The 23,259-nt window shown below is 71.9% G+C and carries 15 protein-coding genes; 13 read left to right on the top strand and 2 right to left on the bottom strand.

Annotated elements, in window-relative coordinates; translation table 11 throughout:
• Positions 1-139: 139 nt before the first annotated feature.
• Positions 140-3,331 carry a carboxypeptidase regulatory-like domain-containing protein gene (locus ACX9TP_RS01020; RefSeq protein ID WP_482977811.1) on the top strand — a complete coding sequence of 1,064 codons (3,192 nt, stop codon included), beginning with the start codon at positions 140-142 and terminating at the stop codon, positions 3,329-3,331.
• 258 nt (positions 3,332-3,589) lie between these two features.
• Positions 3,590-5,158 carry a cyclic nucleotide-binding domain-containing protein gene (locus ACX9TP_RS01015; RefSeq protein WP_482977810.1) on the top strand — a complete coding sequence of 523 codons (1,569 nt, stop codon included), beginning with the start codon at positions 3,590-3,592 and terminating at the stop codon, positions 5,156-5,158.
• Between the two features lie 129 nt (positions 5,159-5,287).
• On the opposite strand, the gene ACX9TP_RS01010 is transcribed toward ACX9TP_RS01015, so the two are convergent.
• Positions 5,288-6,346 (bottom strand): hypothetical protein, encoded by a 1,059-nt coding sequence (locus ACX9TP_RS01010; RefSeq protein ID WP_482977809.1) that lies wholly within the window; start codon positions 6,344-6,346, stop codon positions 5,288-5,290.
• Positions 6,347-6,426: 80 nt separating this feature from the next.
• On the opposite strand from ACX9TP_RS01010, the gene sitA6 reads away from it, so the two are divergent.
• Together sitA6 and sitI6 are read left to right on the top strand one after the other, a co-directional pair.
• A complete protein-coding gene (gene sitA6, locus ACX9TP_RS01005; protein ID WP_482977808.1) occupies positions 6,427-7,092 on the top strand; it encodes a SitA6 family polymorphic toxin lipoprotein in 666 nt (221 codons plus the stop codon).
• A 12-nt stretch (positions 7,093-7,104) separates the two neighbouring features.
• Positions 7,105-7,833 carry a SitI6 family double-CXXCG motif immunity protein gene (gene sitI6, locus ACX9TP_RS01000; RefSeq protein ID WP_482977807.1) on the top strand — a complete coding sequence of 243 codons (729 nt, stop codon included), beginning with the start codon at positions 7,105-7,107 and terminating at the stop codon, positions 7,831-7,833.
• A 14-nt stretch (positions 7,834-7,847) separates the two neighbouring features.
• On the opposite strand, the gene ACX9TP_RS00995 is transcribed toward sitI6, so the two are convergent.
• Positions 7,848-8,633 (bottom strand): MBL fold metallo-hydrolase, encoded by a 786-nt coding sequence (locus ACX9TP_RS00995; RefSeq protein WP_482977806.1) that lies wholly within the window; start codon positions 8,631-8,633, stop codon positions 7,848-7,850.
• 97 nt (positions 8,634-8,730) lie between these two features.
• On the opposite strand from ACX9TP_RS00995, the gene ACX9TP_RS00990 reads away from it, so the two are divergent.
• From ACX9TP_RS00990 to ACX9TP_RS00950, 9 genes are all read left to right on the top strand, one after another.
• Positions 8,731-9,630, top strand: coding sequence for a LysR family transcriptional regulator (locus ACX9TP_RS00990; protein ID WP_482977805.1), 900 nt, complete (start codon positions 8,731-8,733; stop codon positions 9,628-9,630).
• Positions 9,631-9,736: 106 nt separating this feature from the next.
• Complete coding sequence (locus ACX9TP_RS00985; protein WP_482977804.1) at positions 9,737-10,435, top strand: lysophospholipid acyltransferase family protein; 699 nt, start codon at positions 9,737-9,739, stop codon at positions 10,433-10,435.
• Between the two features lie 63 nt (positions 10,436-10,498).
• Positions 10,499-13,816 carry a carboxypeptidase regulatory-like domain-containing protein gene (locus ACX9TP_RS00980; RefSeq protein WP_482977803.1) on the top strand — a complete coding sequence of 1,106 codons (3,318 nt, stop codon included), beginning with the start codon at positions 10,499-10,501 and terminating at the stop codon, positions 13,814-13,816.
• The gene (locus ACX9TP_RS00975) at positions 13,813-14,670 is read left to right on the top strand and encodes a phospholipid scramblase-related protein (protein ID WP_482977802.1); all 858 of its coding nucleotides are present in this window, start codon (positions 13,813-13,815) and stop codon (positions 14,668-14,670) included. Before ACX9TP_RS00980 ends, ACX9TP_RS00975 begins: the two co-directional genes overlap by 4 nt.
• Positions 14,671-14,715: 45 nt before the next feature.
• A complete protein-coding gene (locus ACX9TP_RS00970; RefSeq protein ID WP_482977801.1) occupies positions 14,716-17,439 on the top strand; it encodes a hypothetical protein in 2,724 nt (907 codons plus the stop codon).
• 121 nt (positions 17,440-17,560) lie between these two features.
• Positions 17,561-18,448 carry a cupin domain-containing protein gene (locus tag ACX9TP_RS00965; RefSeq protein WP_482977800.1) on the top strand — a complete coding sequence of 296 codons (888 nt, stop codon included), beginning with the start codon at positions 17,561-17,563 and terminating at the stop codon, positions 18,446-18,448.
• A 224-nt stretch (positions 18,449-18,672) separates the two neighbouring features.
• Complete coding sequence (locus tag ACX9TP_RS00960; protein WP_482977799.1) at positions 18,673-19,329, top strand: hypothetical protein; 657 nt, start codon at positions 18,673-18,675, stop codon at positions 19,327-19,329.
• A gap of 50 nt (positions 19,330-19,379) precedes the next feature.
• The gene (locus ACX9TP_RS00955) at positions 19,380-20,777 is read left to right on the top strand and encodes a serine/threonine-protein kinase (protein WP_482977798.1); all 1,398 of its coding nucleotides are present in this window, start codon (positions 19,380-19,382) and stop codon (positions 20,775-20,777) included.
• Positions 20,778-20,962: 185 nt separating this feature from the next.
• On the top strand, positions 20,963-23,077 hold the full coding sequence (locus tag ACX9TP_RS00950) for a vanadium-dependent haloperoxidase (RefSeq protein ID WP_482977797.1): 2,115 nt from the start codon (positions 20,963-20,965) through the stop codon (positions 23,075-23,077).
• The last annotated feature ends 182 nt before the right edge of the window (positions 23,078-23,259 follow it).

Here is a 23,259-nt window from a genome sequence, read left to right as displayed (position 1 = left end):
CGGGCACGTCCGGCGCCCGGCCCGTCATTCCCACCGGCCGGGCAGACGGTTCGTGACGTCCCGGTCGCTCGGGAACCCAGCCTCATGCCCGCGCCGTGATTCCCCGCTGCTACACTCGCTGGCGGTTCGCGGAGGGAGCATGCGCAAGGGGAAGGGGCTGGCGGTGGCCATCGGCGTACTGGCCCTGGCCGTGGGACTGGGCATCGCCCTGAGCCGGCCGGTGGCGCGCTCGGCACCGGAGCGGGTGACACGCTCCACCCGCGAGAGCACGAACTTCCTCCTCGCCGCGCCCGCACCGCGCCCGGATGGCCACCTGCACCTGCGCGGCGTCGTGCTCGGGGACGGTGGCCCGCTCGCCGGAGTGCACGTCTTCGCGACGAGGCCCCAGCCCGGGCAGACACTGTCGGAGCTGGTCTGCGGCGACGTGCTGCAGCGGCCCCTGTGGCGCCAGAAGCTCCCGAAGTGCATGAACGCAGCCGCCAGCGCCGTGCTGGACTTCGTCCTCGGGCGCGAGGGCGAAGCCCCTCTCCATGCTGAGACCTCCACCGCGGAGGACGGCACCTTCTCCCTCGACGGGCTGCCCTCCGGAAGCTTCGCGCTCTGGGCGGTGGACGCACGCGGCGCGAGCATGTGGCCGGACGTCGCGGCCGGGCAGGAGGGCCTCACCCTGACGCTCGGCGCGGGCCTCACGCTGGAGGGCATCGTCCTCAGCGAGGACGGAGCCCCGCTGGCCGGCGCGCGGGTGACGGCGGTGCACACGGAGCACACCCGCTTCTTCGACACGGAGACTGGAGCGGACGGCCGTTACCGCCTCGGCCCGCTGCCGCTCGCGAGCTACCGCGTCGCCGTCTCGAAGGAGGGCTGGACTCCGGAGCTCGCGCAGGGAACGGAGCACGAGCAGGTGGTGCTCGGCCGTCCGCGCCGCCTCGTGGGCCGGGTGCTGGACAATGGCCGGCCCACCCCCGGCGTCCAGGTCCGGGCCACGCTCTGGCCCGAGCTCGACGACGGTGAGCAGAAGGGAGTCCACCCGGACCACCTGGCCACCACGGACGCGGAGGGCCGCTTCATCTTCGAGGGGCTCTGGTCCTCCTCCGGCTATCTGCTCACGGCCACGCGGGGCGAGCAACACGCCGCCCTCCATGTCGAGCGGGGCACGTCTCCACCCGAGGTCCTCCTGGAGCTGGGCAGCGCGCTGCGCGTGGAGGGCACCGTCCGTGACGAAGCCGGGCACCCCCTCGCCGGAGCGTTCGTCACCGGCAAGGGACACGACGTCTTCACGGACGCCACGGGCCACTACCAGCTCGGCCCGCTGGAACCCGGCCGCTTGAGCATCAGGGTCACCGCGACCGGATACGCCTCGGACTCCCAGGTCGTGGAGTCCGGGCCGGGAAACGTCCGGGTGGACTTCACGCTCGAGGCCACCATCCCCATTGAAGGCGTGGTCGTCGACGACGCGGGCCATCCGGTGGAAGACGTCGTCCTGGAGCTGGAGCAGTTCTTCGAGGATGGGGACGGTGAGACCTACAGCGTCGGCTTCGCCATTTCGGACGAAGCGGGCCGCTTCCTGATGGAGGCTCCCGCGCCGGGGACCTTCTACCTCGACGCCCGGGTCGAGGACGGCCGCCTCCGTGCGCAAGAGTTCGTCACGGCCCCGTCGTCCAACGTCCGGGTGGTGCTGCCTCGCAAGGCCCGCGTGTCGGGGACGCTCACCGACGAGCGGGACACGCCCATCCCCGCGGCCTGGGTGAAGCTGTGGCGCGAGGGGGAGGACGTCAAGGCCGCGTATGAGGGCACCACGGACGCGCGCGGACACTTCTCGCTTCAGGGGCTGGAGCCGGGCCGCTTCGTGCTCGAGGCAACGCACGTGTCGGGCGGAGTGGAGCGCTCCACGTCCCGGCCCCTCGAGCTGCGCGAGCGCGAAGCCGTGGAGGTGGCCCTGCGGCTGGAGGCGGGGTGGACGCTCACGGGGCTCGCCGTGGACGAGGCCGGCCAGCCCGTGGCGGGGGTCCGCGTGCATGCGATGCTTCCCCTGGGGACAGCCCCCCCGTGGCGGCGCGGGGACGAGTCGGGAGGGCCTTCTCCGTACACCCTCACCGGGGCGGACGGCCGCTTCACGCTGCGGCACCTCCAGCCGGAGGAGGTCTGGCTGCACGTCCTCGCCAACGTTCATCGCTTCGTGCCCGCCCGCTCGGTGGGTGGACAGCCGGAGCTCCAGCGGCTGCGCGTGCGCGCCGGAGCCCCGGAGGTGCGCCTCGTGCTGGAGCACCTGGGCCGCATCCATGGACGGCTCACCGGTCCGGACGGCGCGCCGGTGACGCGCTTCAGCTTGAATGGGAAGGAGCTGGCGGACCCGCGCGGCGTCTTCTCCCGCCCCATCGAGACGTCGGGCACCTGGCGCATGGAGCTGTCCGCGAAGGGAATGGCCCCGGTGCTGCGCGAGGTGGAGGCGCAGGCGGGCACCGACGTGGACCTGGGGGAGATTCGGCTGGGCCCGGGCCGCCGGGTGTCGGGCCGGGTGCTGGACGCGAAGACGGGCGAGCCCTTGGAGGGAGTCAGTGTCCTCGCCACCCGCGCGCGAATCGGCACCGTGCCCATCGGGAGCCATCGGGGCGCGGTGCGAACGGACGCGGACGGAAACTTCTCCCTGCCCTCCGTCGAGCCCGGCCCGCTCCAGCTCTTCGTGGAGGCGGACCACTACCGCGCCTGGCGCCTCGACCTCGGAGCCGGAGACGAGGAGGGACTGACGGTGCGCCTCGAACAGGGCGCCGCGGTGGAGGTGTCCGTCCGGGACGCCCAGGGCAGGCCCATGGATGCCACCCTCTACCTGGACCGGCGGGGAGAGGCCCTGACGATGCGCTCCTACTCGATTCCGAAGGGCGCTGGCGTCCACCAGGGCCTGGAGCCCGGAAGCTACCGGGTGTACGCGTTCGCCCCCGGCATCCGGCGCGGCTCCACCGTCTTCGACCCGCAGGACGTGCAACTTCCCGCCAGCGGCACGGTGAAGCTCGACCTGGTGGCGCGCAGCACGGGGGCCACGCTGGAGCTGCGCGTGGACGACTCCGTGGGCTTCAGCATCCTGTTCCCGGGCGTCGCGCCTCCACCCCGCCTCTTCCGGGACTTCCCTCCCGTGGAGGCCCGCGCCTTTCCCTATGAGGGCCAACTTCCGGGCACCGTGACGTACCGGAACCTGCCGCCGGGACGGGCCACGCTCTTCCTCGTGGAGCGCTCGCTGCAGGCCTTCCACCGCGAGGAGCTGGACCTGCCCGCCGGAGGCCAGGTGGTGCGCGAGGTAACACCCGACTGGCGGCTCTTCGTGTTCGACGGGTTCTGAGGGACACCGAGCGGCCCCGCGTCACCCGCGCACGCTCGCGCGTTCTCCCCAGACGCGGCCGGCTCCATCCCCCCAACATGGCGTCGCCCACGCACGCGCCCGCGTTCCCTCCCGACGCGCACAGGCCCCCACTCCCCGTCCTCTTCCTCACACCGGCGGCGGGGGTTTCCCTCGGGAAACCCCACCCGTGACAGCGCGCGCGAACCCTGGCCGCGCGCTTGCACAAGGGGCCCGCCAGCAGAGCCGGGAGGAACCGCCATGCCCCGTATCGCGAGCACCGAAGTCATCGTCCCCAAGTCCCTGTCCCTGGAGGCCCGGGCGCGCCTGACGGACGCGCTGTACGCGGTCCACCAGCAGATTTTCGACGGCGTGGAGCGGGAGTCGTTCGCGAAGTACGTGGTGGAGTCCAAGGCCGAGCAGACCTGGATTCAGGTCCACAAGAACGAGGAGGGCGACATCGTCGGCTACTTCGCGATGCACGTCTTCGAGAAGCCGCTGAACGGGGTGACGACGGCGGTGTTCCGCGCGGAAGCCGGCTCACTGCGGGCGTACCGGGGGGCGAACACCAACACGCGCTTCGGGCTGTCGCTGGTGCTCAAGTACATGCTGCGGCACCCGGGCCGGCCCGCGTACTACATGGGCTCGCTGGTGCACCCGTCGAGCTACGCGCTGCTGGCCAAGTACTGCGGCGAGGTGTGGCCGCGCCGCGAGCAGCCGGTGCCGCCGGAGCTGTTGGCCTTCATGGACGGGCTGGCCACGGAGTTCGGCCTGGAGAAGGTGGACGCGGCCAACCCGCTCTTGCGCGAGGTGGGCTGGCGCACGCGTGAGTCCGAGGTGGAGCAGGACTACTGGCGCCAGTGCGACAAGCCGGCGGCGCGCTTCTTCATGGAGTCCAACCCCCGCTACGTGGACGGGCACGGGCTGGTGACGCTGGTGCCGGCGACGGCGGCCAACATCCTGAGCGTGCTGCGCGTGCTGTGTGGCCGCTCGCTGCGCAAGCCGATGGACGCGCTGCGCGCCCTGGCGCGGCGGCTGCCCGGCGGCGCGAAGCTGCGGCGCTCGGAGGTGGTGCGGCAGCTGAAGGCGTCGCCGCTGTTCTCACGCTTCGGCACGCAGGCGCTGGAGTCGCTGGCCGCGAGCGCGCAAATCATGGAGCTGCCCGCAGGACACTACGTGTTCCGCAAGGGTGACGCGAGCGACGAGCTGTACCTGCTGGCGCGGGGCGCGGCCTACGTGCTGGCGGAGAGCGGCGGGGGCGAGGACGGGGTGGTGAACCAGCTCGGCAGCGGGACGGTGTTCGGGGAGATTGCGATGCTGGGGAGCGAGCGGCGCTCGGCCTCGGTGCGCACGGCGGCGGCGTCCACGCTGGTGCGGATTCCGCGCGCGGCGCTGCTGCCGCTGCTGGCGGCGGACGCGGGGCTGCGGTGCAGCGTGTGGGGCACGTTCGCGGAGCGGCGCTTCGATGACCTGGTGCGGGGGATGGACCGCTACGCGCACCTGGGCCGCAAGGCGCGGCTCGGCTGGCTGCAGCGGGGCGAGCAGGTGGAGCTGGCGCCGCGGCAGGAGCGGCTGCTGGAGCCGGGCTCGTACCTGTTGGTGCTGTCGGGCGCGGTGGAGCTGACGCACGCGGCGCCGAGGATGACGGCGCGGGGCACGATGCTGCTGGAGGTGGAGCGGCCGCTGCGCGTGGTGGCGCAGGAGAGCACGCAGCTCGTCGTCCTCCCCCGCCTCGCGTCGCCGGAGCTGCACCTCGCGGTGGAGGCGAGCCTGCCGCAGGTCCTGCCCCCGCCGCGCGTCTCCCTGGAGCAGCCCCGCGCGGCGGCGTGAAGCGGCGGCGCTGGCGCGTTTCGGAGGAACCACGCCGGGTTGCCGAGGGTGCTTCACGGGGAAAGAGGTCAGCGTCGGTGCGTCCCCGCGAACCACGCCCAGTCGGCGGGGTCCTTCACAAAGAAGGGGTCAGCGCTGGCGCGTCCCCGCGAACCACGCCCAGTCGGCGGGGTCCTTCACGGGGAAGGGCATCCGCTCACGCCGGGCCGCCACCTCGCGCCTCCACGCCGAGGCACCTCCCGCGAGCGGCCACGCGCGGGTGATTGCCAGCCGCTGGTACATCTGGTGACTGCGCAGGAGCAACTCGTTCGCGGAGTCGACCCGGGCGGGAGTGATACCCGCTCCGAGAGCGGCCTCTGCCCCCTGCTGGGCGCCCGCGCGCCAGTGGGGATTGTCCGGGAGCGGCCGCTCCTGGATGGGCCACAGTCCCAGGAGGGGCGGAGCCAGCCCTTCGAGCAACGCCGCGTGCAGGCGGTCATGCCCATCCACCACCAGCCACTTCCCGACGAGCTGGAAGTAGAGCAGCAGCACGGGCGGAAGCGTCCCGTCCCGCGCGTGCTTGCGCCAGGCCTTCACCCGGCCGTCGTCCGGTGACGAGGGTTGGCGAAGGGAGAGCACGGCACCGCTCCGCACCGCGTGCCAGTCGGGCGGCTGCCAGACCCAGGACTCCCACCAGAACGGCTCGAAGCGCAGCGCCGCTTCCAGGGAGGAGGGCGGCTCGAGCTGTCCACCCGACCGGGAGGCGGGAATGCGCGGGTACGACGCGGCCTTGCTCTCGGGTACGGGGAGCAGCGGTCGCAGGCCCCAGCGACCGGCGTGCAGGATGGAGGCTTCGGCACGCTCCAGCTCCCTCACGAAGCGGTGCGCCCAGGACGTCCACCACTCCACCGTCGCGGGAGCGTGGGGCACGCCTCGTGCCTCCGCCGAGGTGAAGGAGGGAAGCCGCCAGGGCGCCGGAGCGGGCCCGCGAAGGAAGGCGCAGTCCTCCCACCAATCATCGATTCGCAGCCAGAGGAGCGGCTGCCCACCGCTCGTCACCCGAAGCATGCGGTGATTCGTGGCTTCGATGTGCAGGGACGGGCGCTGGCGCCAGCGGCCTTCATGCGGGACCTCCAGCAGCAGGCCCGGAACCTCCGGGGCCACGCGCCAGTCCGTGTCGTCGGGGCTCACGGCGATTCGCGAGGACATCCGTCCACCTCCTGCCGCGCAGCGACGGGGCCGGGACTCAGACACTGACGCAAACGAGTGACTGAGGTATCTGCCATGACATGCGAGCCCTCCAGGCACTCTCTTTGTCACTGATTACCGTGGTCTGGCTCGGCTGCTCAACCGTCGCGCCGTCCACCCAACTGGCGTCGGCTGACACAGCAGTGGAGTGCACGAATCCGCGCGAGGACACGTGCACCACCCTCGTGTGTGGCGGCGACGCCTGCGGCCTCTACCGCTGCGAAGACGTGCCCGGTGGAGTGCAGCGGGTGCGCTTTCCCCCTGCACGTCCTCCGGCAGCCGCGGCGGCGCCCGGCAGTGGCCCCCAGCGCAACTGGGGAAGCGGGATGAAGCTCCCCCGCGAGGGTGGACCCGTCATGGTCTTCCCCTGGCACGGTGAGCCCAGACCCGCGCCGCCAAACCGCCAGTTGCCGGCGGGCCGCTTCGAGAAACATCACATCTTTCCCCAGGCATCGGATCTGGCGGAGTGGTTCAAGGGAAGGGGTGTCAACATCCACGACTACACCCTGCCCATTGCGCGAGACATCCACATCAGGATTCACAGGGGTGGGGACCGCGGCGGTGAATGGAACAATGCCTGGCGTGACTTCAGGAGGCAGAACGCGACGCCCAGCAGGGAAGAGCTCTTCAAGCACGCAGGAGAGCTCATCTACCGCTTCCAGCTCCTCGGCGGCCCCATTCAGCCCTACCATTCCCGGCCCGGGTGAGGCCCCTGACAGATGACGCGGATTTTCGAGCTCAGAGAGAACAGGGCGGCAACTGCCCGGTACAAAGGCGACTTCAGCGGCGCACACAAGTGGTCCCTTCCATGTGTGGACTGCACCGCATGTGGCGCCATCTGGGGTGCATCAGGGCATGACTACCCCTCCGTGGACCTCTCGCAACTGCCGGAGCGGGCCAAGCTCGCAAGCCCTGGGCCGACCTCAGTGCCCGAGTACGTGCGCCTCCGCGAGTTGGTGCGTCCGCTGGCGCCTCCCTCGGCAACGCTTCCGCCCGGCACGAGCTTCGGGCCGCTGGTAGGCACGGCCCGTGGAGACCTGGGGCCGCTCACGTGGCAGGGGGATTATCTGCTGCTCTTGCGCCGGGACACCCTGGAGCGTCTCCAGGCGGAAGGCGTGCGGGGACTGTTGGGCTGTGGAACGGAGCTGCGGTTTCGCCAGAAGAACCCGCCGGAGCTGCTGGAGCTTCAGATTGAACCCCATGGAAGGCTGCACCCGGACTGCCTACCGCTGGACCTGCCCCCTCCATGCGCCTCCTGCGGACGGGTCGCACTCCGGCTGCCGGAGGCTCCCATCCTCGAAACGGCGTCCCTGCCAGCGGACCTGGACCTGTTCCGGGTAGGCAACTTCGCCACGGTGATTGTGGGAACCGAGCGGTTCATGGAAGCCGCGCGCCGCCTGGAGCTGGACGGCATCACGTTCCGCGAGCTGCCCACCCGCGCGCCTTGAAGCCGAGCCCACCCTCACGCCCACAGTCGCCGCGCCACCACCTCGTCCAGGTTCCGCGAGTGGAAGAACCCCTCGAAGTCACTGCCCCGCACCTCCCCCGGCAGGCACGCACTCAACGGAATCGCCCGCACCCGCTCCGGCACTCCGCGCGCTTCCCTCACCGCCCCTTCCAGCGCCCTCAAGTAATGCCGCGCCGCACCCAGCGTCCGCGGTGACACCACCCCGCCGTGCCCCTGGATGACACGCGAGCGTCCTCGCGCCTCCGAGCGTCCCAGCGCCGCGTCGATGGCCTCCGGCACCCCGTACGCGATGTACGCCATGTGCCCCACCGCCGTGTCCGCGGAGAACAGCAGGTCCAGCGAGGGCACGTCGATGTTCAGCGTGCTCGCCGTGTGCCCCGCATTCGGGAACACCTCCAGCGCATACCGCCCCCACCGCACGTGCATCGGCCCACCGAGCCGCAACTCCGGCGCCCGGAAGAACCGCGACTCCTCCTCCGAGCGGAACCGCTCCGCCTGGAAGGTCTCCTCGAAGCGCTCGTGCGCCAGCACCAGCGCCTCGGGGAACTCCTGGAGCGCCGCCAGGTGGTCGCTGAACCCGTGGGTGCACACGGCCAGTCGCACCCGGGCGTTCAGCTCCTCGTGCACGAAGCGCCGCAGCGCCAGCGCGTCCGCCCGGCTGCCGAGCGCGTCCACCATCAGCACGTCGCGCCCATCCAGGAACAGGGTGGCGTTGGAGGCATACGTCTCCCCGATGACGACCAGGACATCCGGGGCCAGGGACTGCGTATTCAGGCTCATGCGGGCACCTCGAAGCGAGGGAACGCGTCACTTATCCCCAAGTTGCCCACATGCATCCAGCGCATCGTCCGCATGAATCCATGACAGAATCGAATGGATGGTCCTGGACGTCAGACACCTGCGACTCGTGGCGGCGGTGGTGGACACCGGCTCCGTGACGGCGGCCGCCCGCGTGCTGCACCTGTCCCAGCCCGCCCTGAGCCACCAGCTCCGCGACGTGGAGGAGCGCCTCGGCACCGAGCTGTTCCAGCGTCAGGGCCGGCGCATGGTCCTCACCGGCCCGGGCAGGCGCGTGCTGGAGGCCGCGCGCAAGGTGGTGGCCGAGGTCGACGCCGCCGAGGCCGAGGTCTCCCGTCTCTCCCAGGAGTCACGCGGCCTCTTGCGCCTCGCCACCGAGTGCTACACCGCCTACCACTGGCTGCCCTCGGTGCTGCGGCGCTTCTCCGCGAAGCACTCCGGCGTCGAGGTCCGCATCGCCGTGGACGCCACGCGCCGCCCCGTGGAGGCGCTGCTCGCGGGAGAGCTGGACCTGGGCATCGTCAGCGAGCCCGTCCACCACCGCCGGCTCACCGGCGCCCCGCTCTTCGAGGACGAATTGGTCGCCGTCCTGGCCCCGGACCATCCGCTGGCGAAGAAGCGCGTGCTGCACGCGGAGGACTTCGCCCGGGAGCACGTGCTGCTCTACAGCATCCCCCTCACGCACAGCACCCTCTTCCAGCAGGTGCTCGTGCCCGCGGGTGTCACCCCGGCGCGCGTGTCTCGCGTGGAGCTGACGGAGGCCATGGTGGAGATGACCAAGGCGGGGCTCGGCATCGCGGTGCTCGCGCGCTGGGCCATCGCCCCGGAGCTGGCGCGCGGCACGCTCGCCGCCGTGCGGGTGACGAAGCCGGGCCTGCGCCGTCACTGGCACGCGGCCTGGCCGCGCACGGTGCGTCCCGCGCCGTACCTCACCACCTTCGTGGAGCTGCTCGCGAAGGCCGGCCCGCCGGGGCCCTGAGGAAGCAACTCCCCTTCCCTCCCGCGCGCCGGGCTGTGGCACACTGCGCGGCGCCATCCGACTCCTACTTTCCATCCTCTTCTGGTCGTTCCTGGCGCTCTCCAGCGTGGTGCTCTTCGTGGGCGCCGTGCTCCTCTGGCTCGTCACGCTCCCGTTCGACCGGGACGGGCGGGTGTTGCACCTGTATTCGTGCTTCTGGGCGCAGCTCTACTTCTACGTGAATCCGCTGTGGCGCCTGCGCGTGGACGGCCGCGAGCGCCTGCCCTGGCGCGGGCCCGCGGTGCTGGTGTCCAACCACGAGTCGCTCGGCGACATCCTCGTCCTCTTCGGCCTCTACCGCCCCTTCAAGTGGGTCTCCAAGGCGGAGAACTTCCGGCTGCCCCTCATCGGCTGGAACATGCGCCTCAACCGCTACGTCCCGCTGATTCGCGGGGACAAGGTGAGCATCGCGAAGATGATGCGCGAATGTGAGTACTGGCTGGCGCGCGGCGTGCCCATCCTCATGTTTCCGGAGGGCACGCGCTCCTTCGACGGGCAGGTGAAGCCCTTCAAGGACGGCGCCTTCACGCTGGCCATGAAGATGAAGTGCCCCATCATCCCCGTCGTCCTCACCGGCACCGCGCGCACGCTGCCCAAGCACGGCTGGGTGCTGGACACCCAGTCCCACTGCCACGTGGAGGTCATGCCTCCGGTGGACCCGTCCGCCTTCCCCGACGTGCCCACCCTGCGCGAGCACGTGCGCGACCTCATCATCGCGGAGAAGGCCCGGCTGGAGTCGGGAGTGTCCGCTCCCACGCAGGCGTAGCCTGCCCGCCTGGCGACCCGGGGACACCGGGTTTGCTACCGTGGGCCCTCCCGGGAGGGCGCCATGCGCAAGTCGTCGGTGGGGGTCATCGCACTCGGCGTGCTCGCGCTGGGCGCCGCCGTGGCGTTCCTCCAGTTTCGCGACGGCACCTCGACGGAGGCACCCGCCCCCGCCGTCACGCGCTCCGAGCACCGGGCGCTCCCGGGCCCCGGCCTCCCCACCCCGCCGCCGCGCGGCGTGCTGTCCGTGCGCGGGCGCGTCGTGGACATGGAGGGCCAGCCCCTCGCGGGCATCCAGGTCTCCGCCACCCAGGCGCTGCCCGGCGAGTCGCTGTCCCGAATCCCCTGCGGCGAGGAGTCCCCCGAGCTGTCGCTGCTCTCCCCCGACTGCGACAGCGATTCCGAGCGGAGCCTCCTGGACCTCATCACCGAGGAGCGCGGCGGTGCGCCCGTGCTCGCGCAGGTGACGACGGGAGCGGACGGCACCTTCCAGCTCGACGCGCTGCCCGAGGGCACCGTGGCCCTCTGGGCCCTCGGCGCGCGCGGCTCCGCCATGGAGCCCGAGGTGGCGACGGGCCGCGAGGACGTGGTGCTGGCGCTGGATGAAGGGCTCTCGCTCGCGGGCCGCGTCGTGGCCGAGTCCGGCGCACCGCTGCCCGGCGCGAAGGTGACGCTCGTCCACCGCGCGCAGTCGCGCTACTTCACCACGAGCACCGGCGCGGACGGCCGCTTCGCCTTCGGCCCGCTGCCCGACGACGACTATGGCCTCGTCGCGTCCAGCCCCGGCCTGATGCCGGCCTACGTGCCGGACGCGGCCTACGAGGAGCTGGACCCGCTCGTCCTCCACCCGCCCCGGCGACTCACCGGCCGGGTGCTGCTCGCCGACGGCACGCCGGCCCCGGGCGCCGAGGTGCGCGTCTCCCCGGTGTCACTCACCGGGGTGGCGGACGCGGAGGGCCGCTTCGCCCTCGGGCCGCTTCCTCCCGGCGACTACGACGTGTTCGCGGAGCGCGACGGCCAGCACGGCTTCGACCAGGTGAGCCTCACCGAGGGGGGCCCGGACGCGGAGGCCACGGTGCGCCTGGGCACGCTCGTCCATGCCGAGGGCGTGGTGCTGGATGAGGCCGGGCAGCCCATCCCCGAAGCAACAGTCATCGCCTACGCGTCGGACGCGGAGGGCTCCCCGACTGGCGACGCCACCACCGGGCCGGATGGCCGCTTCCGCCTGGGCCCCCTGGCCCCTGGCGCACACACCTTCGGCGTGGATGCGGAGGGCTACCGCGAGCTGGAGATGGAGGGCGTGCAGGTGTCCGCGTCCCCGTCGCCCCTGTCCTTCACCCTCCAGCGCGCCCACGTCCTCGCCGGCCTCGTCACCGACATGGAGGGCCGCCCGCTGGCGGACATCGAGGTGACGGCGGTGCGCCCCGTGACTCGCGCTCCCCGCAGGCTCCACCACGGCATCCCCATTCCCAGGCCGCGGAGCGAGGAGGCCACCGGGACGGATGACGCCGAGGAGCCCTGGGGCGGGTCCTCCAGCGTGTTCACCGACGAGGAGGGCCGCTTCCTCATCGAGCTGCCCGAGCCGGGGCGCTGCACCCTCACCGCCGGCGGCGACAGCTTCCTCCCCGCGCGCATGGAGGTGGACGCGCCGGCCTCCGGCCTCCAGTTCCGGCTGCGTGGCGGCGGCACGCTGGAGGGCGCGGTGACGGACGCCCGCGGCGAGCCGCTCGAGCAGGTGGAGCTCACCGTGCAGCTCGGCCCGGACGCGCAGGGCCGGGTGCTGGAGACGACGAGCGAGGAGCAGGGCCGCTTCACCCTCGGCGGGCTGCCTCCCGGCACGTACGTGCTGCACGCGTCGCTGGACATGAGCGGGTTCGTCCACAGGGCCTCGCGCACCGTGTCCATCCGGGGCACGGAGACGGTGGACGCGTCGCTGCGGATGGACACGGGGAAGTCCGTGTCGGGCCTCGTCGTGGACGAGCAGGGCCGCCCCATGCCGGACGCCGAGGTGGACGCGTACACCCTGCGCGAGCAGCCCGACGACGACTCGGGCTTCTCGCCCTCCACCACGAAGACGGGCCCGGACGGGCGCTTCACCCTGCACCACCTGCCGGAGGGCCCGTGCGTGCTGAGGGCGGAGAAGCCGGGCTACACCTTCCAGGAGCCCGCGCCGGAAGAGTCCCAGCTACGGCCGGGCGTCGTGTCCCGCGCGGGTGCGACGGACGTGCGGCTGGTGCTGCGCTACCAGGGCTATGTCCTCGGACGCGTGGTGCACCGGGACGGCACGCCCGTCACGCGCTTCACCGTCAACCAGGAGCACGTCCGCAGCCCCGACGGCACCTTCCGCCTCGCCATGGAGCGCGCGGGCGCGTTCCAGCTGCGCTTCGACGCGCCCGGCCTCACCCTGGCCGTGCGCGAGGTGGACGTGCCACCCGGCAGGGATTTGGACCTGGGTGACGTGCGGCTGGAGCCGGGGCGCCAGGTGCGCGGCCGCGTGGTGGACGCGGTGACGTCCCAGCCCATCGCCGGAGTGCTGGTCCGGGTGGGGCTCCCGGGTGGGGAAACGAGGCCGGGCCCGGGCCCCGCCCTCGCCATGGACACCACCGCCGAAGACGGCTCCTTCACGCTGCCCCTGCTGGAAGCGCGCCCCCTGGAGCTGGACCTGTCGCGCGACGGCTATCCACGCCAGCGCCAACCCGTTGGAGCGAATGACGAGATGCTGGAGGTGCGCCTGACTCCGGGAGCGAGGGTGGAGGGCACCCTGACGGACGCCGAGGGCCGCCCCGTGGAGACGGACGTCCTCCTGGTGCCCCTGGACGTGCGGAACGGCGGCGGCCCCGGGGACCTCATGGCCAACGGCTCCACCCTCTGGGCCCAGGCCTCCCCGGGCCGCTTCCACGTGGAGACCCTGCCCGCCGGGGACTACATGGTGCACGCTTCCGCGAAGGAGACCGCGGAGGGACGCCGGATGGAGTTCCTCGCCCAGCACGTGCGCCTGCCACCCGGGGGGCGCGTGACGGTGGCCCTGACGGAGCGGGCGGGGAGCGCCTCCATCCGGCTGCGCGTGCGGGTGGACGCGCAGGAGCGCAGCCAGCGGCTGCTGAGCTACTCGCTCATCCCCGGCACCGTGCCCCCCACGGCCGTCCGCCGGGAGCGGCGCTCCCTGGTGTACCTCTCCATCCCGCGCACGGGCTTCGGCCCGGACGGCTCTCTCGTCTACGAGCGCATCCCCCCCGGGCACTACACCTTCTACCTCTTCAGCCAGCTCAGGCCCGGGCAGCCCGAAATCCACCGCGAGGAGCTGGACGTGTCCGAGGGGGACAACCTCGTCCGGGACGTGGCTCCCGTGTGGCAGGCGGTGGCGGTAGACTCCCGGCCATGAGCACCAAACCCACGCTCGCGAACACCGAGGAACTGGAGCTGGACTGGGGCAGCCGCGAGCGGCGCTCGCCGTCGCCCTCGGGGGACATTGCCACGGCGGATGCCGCGCACCTGGTGGAGGTTCCGGCCGGCGCGGCGGGCAAGGGGCCACCGGGAGACCCCCGCTACATGAGCCACGAGCTGCGCACGCAGCTGGCGGGCATGTTCGAGGCCCCCGAGCTGCGCATGCGGCAGATGCGCGAGCTGGCAGAAATCCTCGTCGGCTGGGAAACGAAGAACCGCTACGAGGTGTGCGACCCGACGGGCCGGCCGGCGGTGTATGTGGGCGAGACGGGGGACGGCTGGGGCTCGGCGCTCAAGCGCAACCTCTGGCCCTTCTACAAGGCGCGGCTGGAGTGCGTGACGCTGGGTGGCACGGTGGCGCTCGCGGTGGAGCGGCCGTGGAGCTTCCTGCTGTCCCGGGCGGACGTGGAGGCGTGGGACGGGCGGCCACTGGCGAGCATCCAGCAGCGCTTCAGCCTCCTCGGCCGGCGCTTCGACGTGGTGACGCCGGGCGGCGCCGTCATCGCCACGGTGGAGGGGCCGCTGCTCAGGCCCTGGACGTTCCGCATCCTCCAGCGCGGCGTGGAGGTGGCCGTCGTCCGCAAGCGGTGGAGCGGCCTGTTGCAGGAGGCCTTCACCGACGCGGACACCTTCACCCTGGAGTTCAAACCGGACTGCGCCGACGCCCGGCTGCGGCAGATGGTGCTGGCCGTGGCGCTGCTGATGGACATGACGTACTTCGACAACCGCAGCCGCAAGTCCAGCCTCGGCGCCGGCCTGGACCTCTTCGACATCTTCACTTTCTGGAAGTGAGAGGTGAGGCATACCCCCGGAGGGCTGTGCTAAGTCCCCAGGACCATGTCCACGAGTGATGCGCTGAGCGCAGCAGACCTCGAGCGGCTGGTCCGGGCCGAGGCGCCCGACCTGGCCGAGGCCGTCCTCGCCTTCCTCGGCCAGCCGGAGAAGGCCCCCGAGACGCCGCTGCCGAAGGACGCCTTCACCTTCGACAGGCTGCTCCAGACGCTCCAGCAGGCCCAGGCGCGCTACGACTCGGAGGGCCGGCGCACCGCCTCCACCGAGGCGTGGCAGCGCTTCAACTCCCAGAAGGACGTGCCCCGTCCGCCCAGGCTCGCCCTGGCGGACCTGCTCGTCGGCCTGTACGAGAAGGGCACCGAGACGTCTCGCGCCGCGCTGATGGAGCTCATCCGCCGCGGGGACCTGCGCTTCGGCCTGTGGGGCGGCTTCAAGCGCATCTACAAACTGGCCGAGGCCCGCCACGACGCGGAAATCTTCGGCATCCTCGCCTGGCGCTTCGACGCGGAGCGCGGCCGGGGCGGCTACAACCGCGAAGTCTCGGCCGGCACCATCACCTACCTGCGCCGCCGCGCGTGGCGCTACCTGCGCCACCTGGGCGCCGCCGTGCCGGAGCTGTACCCGCAGTTCGCCGTGGAGGTGCTGCGCCACTACGAGCAGGACCCGTCCTGGTACACCGTCTGGGTGGCCCACCACATCTGGGCGCACGGCACCGGCGACTACTCGGCCACGTCCTTCTCCATCCAGCCGCCCGCGGACATGGTGAAGCACCGCGCCTTCCCGGACGCGTGGAAGCGCTCGCCGGACGCGCTGATGCGCCTCTTGGACACGTGCCAGTCGGACCCGGCCGCGCGCTTCGCGATTCAGGGCCTGCGCAAGGACTTCCCGGAGGTGCTGCGCAAGGTGACGCCCGCGTGGCTGGACAGGCTCGCGCGCCGGCCGCTCGCCAGCGCCCACGACTTCCTCGTGGAGACGCTGCAGGGCTCGCCCGAGTTCCACCAGGGCCGCCTGCGCGCGCTCGGCCTGCACGACGCGGTGCTCGCGCTATTGATGTCCCCCAGCGACAAGGCCCGCGCGTACGCGATTGAGTACGCCCGCGCCCACGCGCAGGATTTGCCCGCCGAGCGGCTCGCGCTGCTGGTGGCCCAGGGCGCCAATGACGTGAAGGCCTTCGCCGCCGCCACGCTGGAGAAGCGCAACCCGCGCGAGCTGGGCGTGGAGCTGCTGGGCCGGCTGCTCGTGTCCAAGCCGACGAATGCCTTCGCGGCGAAGTCGCTGGAGCAGTCCTTCGACCGCGCCGAGCTGTCCCACGGCTTCCTGCGGGACCTGTACCTGGGCGCCGGCGAGCAGCTCAACTGGGTGAAGGGCTACGTCGCGTCCAAGTACCCCGGCACCGAGCTGCCCGTGGCCTTCTGGAAGGAGCTGCTGGAGGACCCACGCCTGGAGAAGAAGCCGCACCCGGTGGAGGGGCTGGCGGTGAAGGCGCTGGGTGCGTACCCGCCCTCGGCCATTGGCCCGGAGTGGCTGCTGGACAAGGCGTCGCACCCGCGCATCGGCGGCACGGTGAGCAACTGGCTCACACGCGCGGACAGCCTGCCCGGGCTGGACGTGGAGCGGGTGAAGGGGCTCGTCTTCAGCCGCAAGCACCGCGACGTGGCGCTGGCCCTGCTGGGCAACCGCAAGCTGTTCAGCGCGCGCCAGCTCACGGTGCCGTGGCTGCTGGCGCTGGCGCGCCGCGCGGACCCGCAGCTGCACGGCTTCGCGCACCGCTACCTGTTGGAGAACGTGGCGCCGGCGGACTTCAGCGACTCGGGCGACGCGGCGGCGGGCCTGGAGCGCCTGTTCGAGCTGGCGCTGGGCGCGAAGCAGCCGGTGCAGGTGCGCGGCTTCGCGCAGACGTACCTGCGCTGCCACCACCCCGTCATCGGCCCGGAGCAGCCGGAATCGAAGTCGTACGAATTGAAGCCGCGCGCGCCGCGCAAGGCGTACACGCCGGAGAAGCTGTGGCCGGCGCTGTTCGACGCGCGCGACGACGTGCGCCGCTTCGCCCTGGCGATAACGCGCGCGGAGCTGCGCGCCTGGGGCTGGCACACGCGCGTGTACGAGCTGGCCGACGCCGAGGCGAAGGAGGTCCGCAACCTGGCCTATGACGCCCTCTTGAAGGCGGGCGAGGAGGGCGCGGACGCGCGGTACGTGCTGCACCCGGAGGAGCTGGACCCGGTAAAGGTCTTCTCGCTGTCGGAGAGCACGAAGCGCAGCACGCGCGAGGTGGCGGTGGAGCTCATCCGCCGGCACTACGCGCGGCTGGGCGGCGCGGAGCGGCTCGCGTGGCTGATGCAGAGCGCGGACCGCGAGGTGGGCCTGTTCGCCGTGCGGCTGCTCTGGGAGAAGCACCGCCCCACGCACCTTCCGGAGGGCTGGAAGCCCGTGGGCGCGAAGGAAGCGCCCGTGGGCGCCACCGAGCGCTTCCCCAACGTGGAGGCGCTGCGCACCTTCCTGCGGAAGATGCTCTTCGGCCTGCCCCCGGGCCGCGCGAAGGAAGCGCGCGAGGGCGAGGTGCAGAAGCGCCTGTCCGCCAGCGTGGCCAAGCGCCGCGTGATTGAGCTGGTGCGCGACCTGGGCCTGGAGGACGAGTCGTTCGCCCGCGTGGTGGCGCCGGTGCTGGGCGAGTTCACCGGCTCGCTGGCCAAGGGCGAGTGGCAGAGCTGCCTCGCGTCGCTGGTGCAGCTGCGGGCGGCGCATCCGGAAGCGCAGCTGGGTGGACTCTGAGGCTCACTGCGTGGAGGCCCCGCCGCGAGGGGCCTCCCTTCGTCACCTGATAAGCATCCCTGGCGGGTGACACCGGAGCGCGCCCCGTGCGCCCGCCCGGGTGCGGCTACGCTGGCGCCACATGCTGCTCGAAGAACTGCTGAACGACTTCCCCCGCGAGCGCTTCCTGCGGGAGCACTATCAACGCAAGCCCTTCTCCGGACGGGCCGCCGCGGAGCGCCTGCGCGAGCTGGGCACCTGGAGCGTCGTCGACGAGCTCGTCGAGCAGACGGAGTGCGACTTGCTCCTCGCGCGGCAGGGCGTGCCCTACGCGGGTGAGCGTCCCTCCACCGCGAAGCAGGCCCGCGAGCTGTTCGCCCAGGGCTACACGCTGGTGCTCCGCCAGCCGGACCAGCACCACGCCGGGCTGGCGCAGCTGGCGCGCACCTTCAGCGCGGAGCTGCACGGCCGCATCAACCTGCACCTGTACTGCACGCCCGCCGGCCACCACGGCTTCGGCTGGCACTGCGACCCGGAGGAGGTCTTCATCCTCCAGACCACCGGCCGCAAGGACTACCTCCTCCGCGAGAACACGCTCCACCCCGTCCCGCTCCCCGACGCGCTGCCCAGCGGTGCGCTCGCCTCTCAGGAGACGACGCCCGTGGAGACGCGCACCCTGGAGGCCGGGGACTTCATCTACATCCCCGCCGGCCACTGGCACATGGCCCAGGCCCCCGAGGACGCGCTCTCCATCTCCATCGGCCTCTTGGCGCCCTCGCTGCTGGACGTGCTCGACGCGGTGCGCGCCAACCTCGCCAGCAACCCCGTGTGGCGGCGGCGCCTGCCCGCGCTCGGGTACGCGTCCGACCTGGATGACCTGAAGAAGGTGGAGGTCCTCCGGACGCTCTTCACCGAGCTGGGGGGCGAGCTGCAGCGCGCCCTGTCAGACCCGGGCCTCCCGCTGCGCTTCCTCGCGCAGACGGCGCGCTTCTACCTGCGCTCCGCCGGCATCCGGGGCAGCCGGCGCTGAAGGCGCGCCGCGTCACGCCTGGGGCGCGGTCGCATCGCTCTCCTCGAATTTGAAGATTTCCCAACATCAAAGAACTCCCCGGAAACTTCAAAACGGCTCACACCCATAATCCCAGTGGCACGAGGTTCGTGCCGCCGAGGTGTCCCGTGAAGATTGCCGGTCCGCGTCATCACCACGTCCCGTCACAAAAGCCCTCCAGGACGCCGGAGCGCGCTGACCACGAGGTGCGCATCGACATCGGGGGCATGGACCCGAACAAGCGGGACGGGATTGGGCGCTCGATGCGGACCGGGAGCGCGCACGCGGACAACACCCAGAGGGTCTGCGAGAAGGTGAAGCCGAAGCCCGACGGCTTCGACCCGGCCGGGAAGCTGCGCGGACGCATCAACCCCGACGTGTTCAAGCCCGGGAGCGGCGCCGAGGGCCCCAAGGGGCCCGTACTTCAAGCGATGCGCGGCCCCGGCTCCTCGGGGAGAGACCACGGCGACCACGTCCTGCTGGGCAACGACGGGCCCCCGGGCGGAATCGGCATCGGCGAAGTCGGCCCCAAGCCGGGCCCCTGGGACAAGCCGGGCATCTTTGATCGCCCGGGAATCCTGCCGCCCGGGAAGTGGCATCCCATCAAGCCGGGCGGGAGCAGCGCCGACAACATCTTCAAGGGCCCCTTCCCGGAGCAGGGCCCGTCGCTCAAGCCGCCCTCGCTGCCCATCCGCCGCCTGGTGGAGCTGCTGTCCCGGTGGCTCGACGCCGCCCAAGGCCTTTCCCTGGGCGGCAAGGACCCGGACGGAGTGCGCGGGCACCACGACCGGCCGCAGTCGCCCGGGCTGACGCACACCAACAACGTCCTCATCCGGGACGAGTCCTCCCGGCGGCGCGAGTAGTCAGCCCGGGGGAGACCCGTAGCGGGCTCCGGGGGTAGCCTCCGCGACGAATGGGGAGCATCGAGCGCTTCGGGCCGTACCGAATCCTCCGCGAGCTGGGCGCGGGCGGCATGGGACGCGTGTCCCTCGCGGAGCGCGAGGACCTGGAAGGCCCCGTCGTCGTCAAGCGGATGAATGCCGAGCTGGCGGCGGACCCGCGCTTCCGGCGGCGCCTGCTGCGCGAGGCGGAGGTGGCCGCGGACCTGCAGCACCCCAACGTCGTCCGGGTGCTCGACACGGGCGTCATCGACGACCAGGTCTACCTGGCCATGGAGTACGTGCCGGGCTCCAGCCTCGCCGGCGTCCTGGCCGCCAGCCGCCCCGAGCCGCTGCCGCTGGTGCCCGTGCTGCACGCGGTGGCCCAGGCGTGTGACGGGCTCGCGTACGTGCACGCCTTCGCGGAGCCGCGCACCGGGAAGTGGATGGAGCTGGTCCACCGCGACGTGTCGCTGGACAACCTGCTGGTGTCGTACTCGGGCGAGGTGAAGCTCGCGGACTTCGGCATCGTGAAGACGGTGGACGGCACGCAGACCACGTCCGGCGTCATCATGGGCAAGCTGCGGTACATGTCGCCGGAGCAGCTGCGCGACGAGCCGCTGGATGCGCGCAGCGACGTGTACTCGCTGGGGGTGTGCCTCTTCGAGCTGGTGGCCGGCAAGCGCCCGCTGCCCACGCACCGGGCGCGCTCGGTGATGGAGGCGGTGCTGTACGACGCGCCTCCGTCGCTGGAGCAGCTCCGGCAGGACGCGCCGCCCCCGCTGGTGGCGCTGGTGGCGCGGATGCTCGCCAAGGAGCGCAAGGCGCGGCCCGGCTCCTGCGCGGAGGTGGCGAAGGAGCTGCGCGCGGTGCTCGCGGGGCGGCAGGAGTCGACGCTGTTCTCCTCGCGGCTGCTGGATGCGCCGCCCCCGAACCGGGCCCGGCCCGCGCCGGCCGAGCTCGCGACGGAGGTGGAAGTGGAGGACCTGTCCGCCACCAGGCCCCAGCGCCTGGTGGGCCCCAGGGGAGAGCCCGTGGCTCCCCGCAGGCCCACGCCCGCGCCCGGAGCGGACATGCGCAGGCCCACGCCCGTGCCCGGAGCGGAAATGCGCAGGCCCGTGCCCGCCCCGGAGGCCCGCGCGCCTCGTCGCCCGACACCTCCGCCCGAGCGCCCGCCGGCGTCCGGGGACCCGGTGTTCTCCGTCCCCACGCGCGCGCCCTCCGCGCCTCCCGAGTCCGAGCACTCCCTCTTCTCCGTCCCCACGCGCGCGCCTTCCCACGTGCCGGCGTCGATGCCCGGGGCCTCCGAGGAAGAAGCACAGCAGTCCACGCGCCTGCTGGCCGTGCCATCCCGCCAGCGCTCCCGGCTGCGGTGGATGGCCCTGGGCGGGCTGGCGCTGCTCGGCGCCGCCGCGTGCTGGTGGTGGATTTGAAGCATTCACGCGTCTGCTTCTTCCGCCACTGCATGCCATCTGCCATCTGCTGAACAACACGTGGCGCGACACGTGCTCGCGACGAAATCGTTGTCGGACCCGCGGGCTAGTGACAGGCACGCCTGGGCGCATCCCCGCCTCGCCACCCGCGTCCAGGTGACGTCCCCCACCGAGGAGACACACCGATGAGCACGTGGTCCCGATATACACCCCTGCTGTCGCTCCTGATTGCACCCCTCGCCCAGGCCCAGAACACGCAGCGCGCGGATGACGCACGCAACGTTCGCGTGCAGGCCGCTGACTTCCAGCGCAGTCAGCCCCTCCCCATCCACACCAACAACAACGACCAGTTCGACTTCGGCATCTACGCCGTCTACACGAAGGGCCTGCAGCACGACTCCACGGGAGAGCCGAATGGCGCCTCCTTCGCCTCCCTGCTCAACGCCATCACCCTCGGCACGCCGGCCGCCTTCGAGAACGTCATCCTCGCGGGCGAGCGCAAGCTGGTGAACCCGCAGGCGGGCCTGTCCTACGTGCTGGAGGGAGCCGACCCGCAGTCGCTCACCATGCGCCCCGCGCCCGACTTCAACAGCGCCGAGGTGTCCGGGGAGATGGACGAGCTGTACTGGATGTCCCTCCTCCGCGACGTGAGCTTCACGCAGTACACCAGTGACGCCGTCGTCGGCCTCGCCATCAACCGCCTCAACCAGGTGCGTCAGTACCGCGGCGCGAAGAGCAGCGCCGGCCAGGTGACGACCGGCACCGTGTTCCGCGCGGACAGCCCCGGCGCCGTCCAGGGGCCGTTCATCTCCCAGTTCCTCTACAAGGGGGTGACGTTCGGCGGCGGCCCGCTCGCCTCCACGGTGGAGGGCAACCCGCCCGCCACGGGCGTGGAGCCCACCGCGCTCCAGCTCATCGACCAGCGCACCCTGACGCGCAAGGGCGGTGATGACAGCCTCACCGACTTCAACGAGTGGCTCGACATCCAGAACGGCTACCCGCCCGCGGACCCGACGGACACCCTGGAGGACTACGACGCCACCCGCCGTTACATCCGCAACGCCCGGGACCTCACCGAGTGGGTGCACCTGGACTACCCCATCCAGGCCAGCCTCAACGCCGCGCTCATCATGGCGCGCCAGGGCGACTTCCTGCCGGACGGCAAGTATGACCCGGACCCCAAGTCCTCGCCCCGCGCGCAGGACCCGAACAACCCCTACAACAACTATTCGAAGCAGGAGCCCTTCGTCACCTTCGGCAACAGCGACTCGCAGTCGCTGACGAGCCTGGTGACGAACACCGTGCTGCGGGCGCAGTGGTACCAGAAGTGGCAGGTGCACCGCCGGCTGCGTCCCGAGGAGTACGGCGGCCGCGTCCACGCCCACCTCGCCGGCCTCCGCACCTACTCGCAGCTGCCCTCCGAGCTGCTCGGCTCGCCGGTGCTGCAGCGCATCTTCCTCTACAACGCCCAGCGGAACCTCGAGCGCGGGCTGAGCACCACCGGCACGTACCTGCTGCCGCAGGCGTTCCGCGAGGGCAGCCCGGTGCACCCAGCCTATGCCTCCGGCCACTCCACGTACATCGGCGCGGGCATCACCGTGCTGAAGGCGATGCACGCGGACTTCCCCATCATCAACCCGCAGGTGCCCAACTCGGACGGCACGGCGCTGGTGCCCTACAGCGGCACGCTGATGATGTTCGACGAGCTGGACAAGCTGGCCTCCAACATCGGCGTGGCGCGGCTCTTCGCGGGCGTGCACTGGCGCAGCGACCATGACAACGCGGTGCGCCTGGGTGAATTGTCCGCGCTGCGCACGCTCCAGGACTGGACGCGCCTGTACCCCGAGGACGACTTCCAGGGCTTCCAGGTGCGCACGCTGGGCGGCAACGTGCTGACGGTGAACGCCACCGGCCCGGCGCTGCCCAACCACGTGAGCGTGGTGAACCACTTCGAGCTCTACGGGCAGACGGCCTCGGGCACCGGCCTCGGGACGCTGGTGACCACCCTCCACAACAACGCCATCATCGACCTGAGCGACCTTGCCGCGCTGGGCTACACGCGCCTCAACATCGTCGCCAACACGTACCTGCCGCCGGGCACCGGCAGCGTCCGCTTCACGCTCGACAGCAGCAACTTCACCAACAACGGCACCCCCTACGCCCTGTACGGGGACAACTACGAGAACGGCAGCACCTTCACCGTGGGGACGCACGTGCTGCGCGCCACGCCGTACAGCGACGCGTCCGCCGGAGGCGTCGGCGGCGTGCCGCTCGTCATCCGCTTCACCGTGCAGAACTGACGCGAAGGGCGCCGGTCCGGCCTGGAGTCAGGGCCGGACCGGGGCCTCGCCCATTGCGGCCCCGCCGGTGGGAGCGCCGGGGCCGCGCGAGCCTCGGTCCAGCGCGGAGTCAGGGCCGGACCGGAGCACCTCCTGGAGAAGACGCGCGGCCTCGCTGGCCCGGTCCGCTCCGGCCCCGCGTG

The organism is Pyxidicoccus sp. M15 (assembly GCF_056858435.1).
Note: the sequence above shows the minus strand (reverse complement) of the source record. Positions and strands in the feature narration are given on the sequence as shown.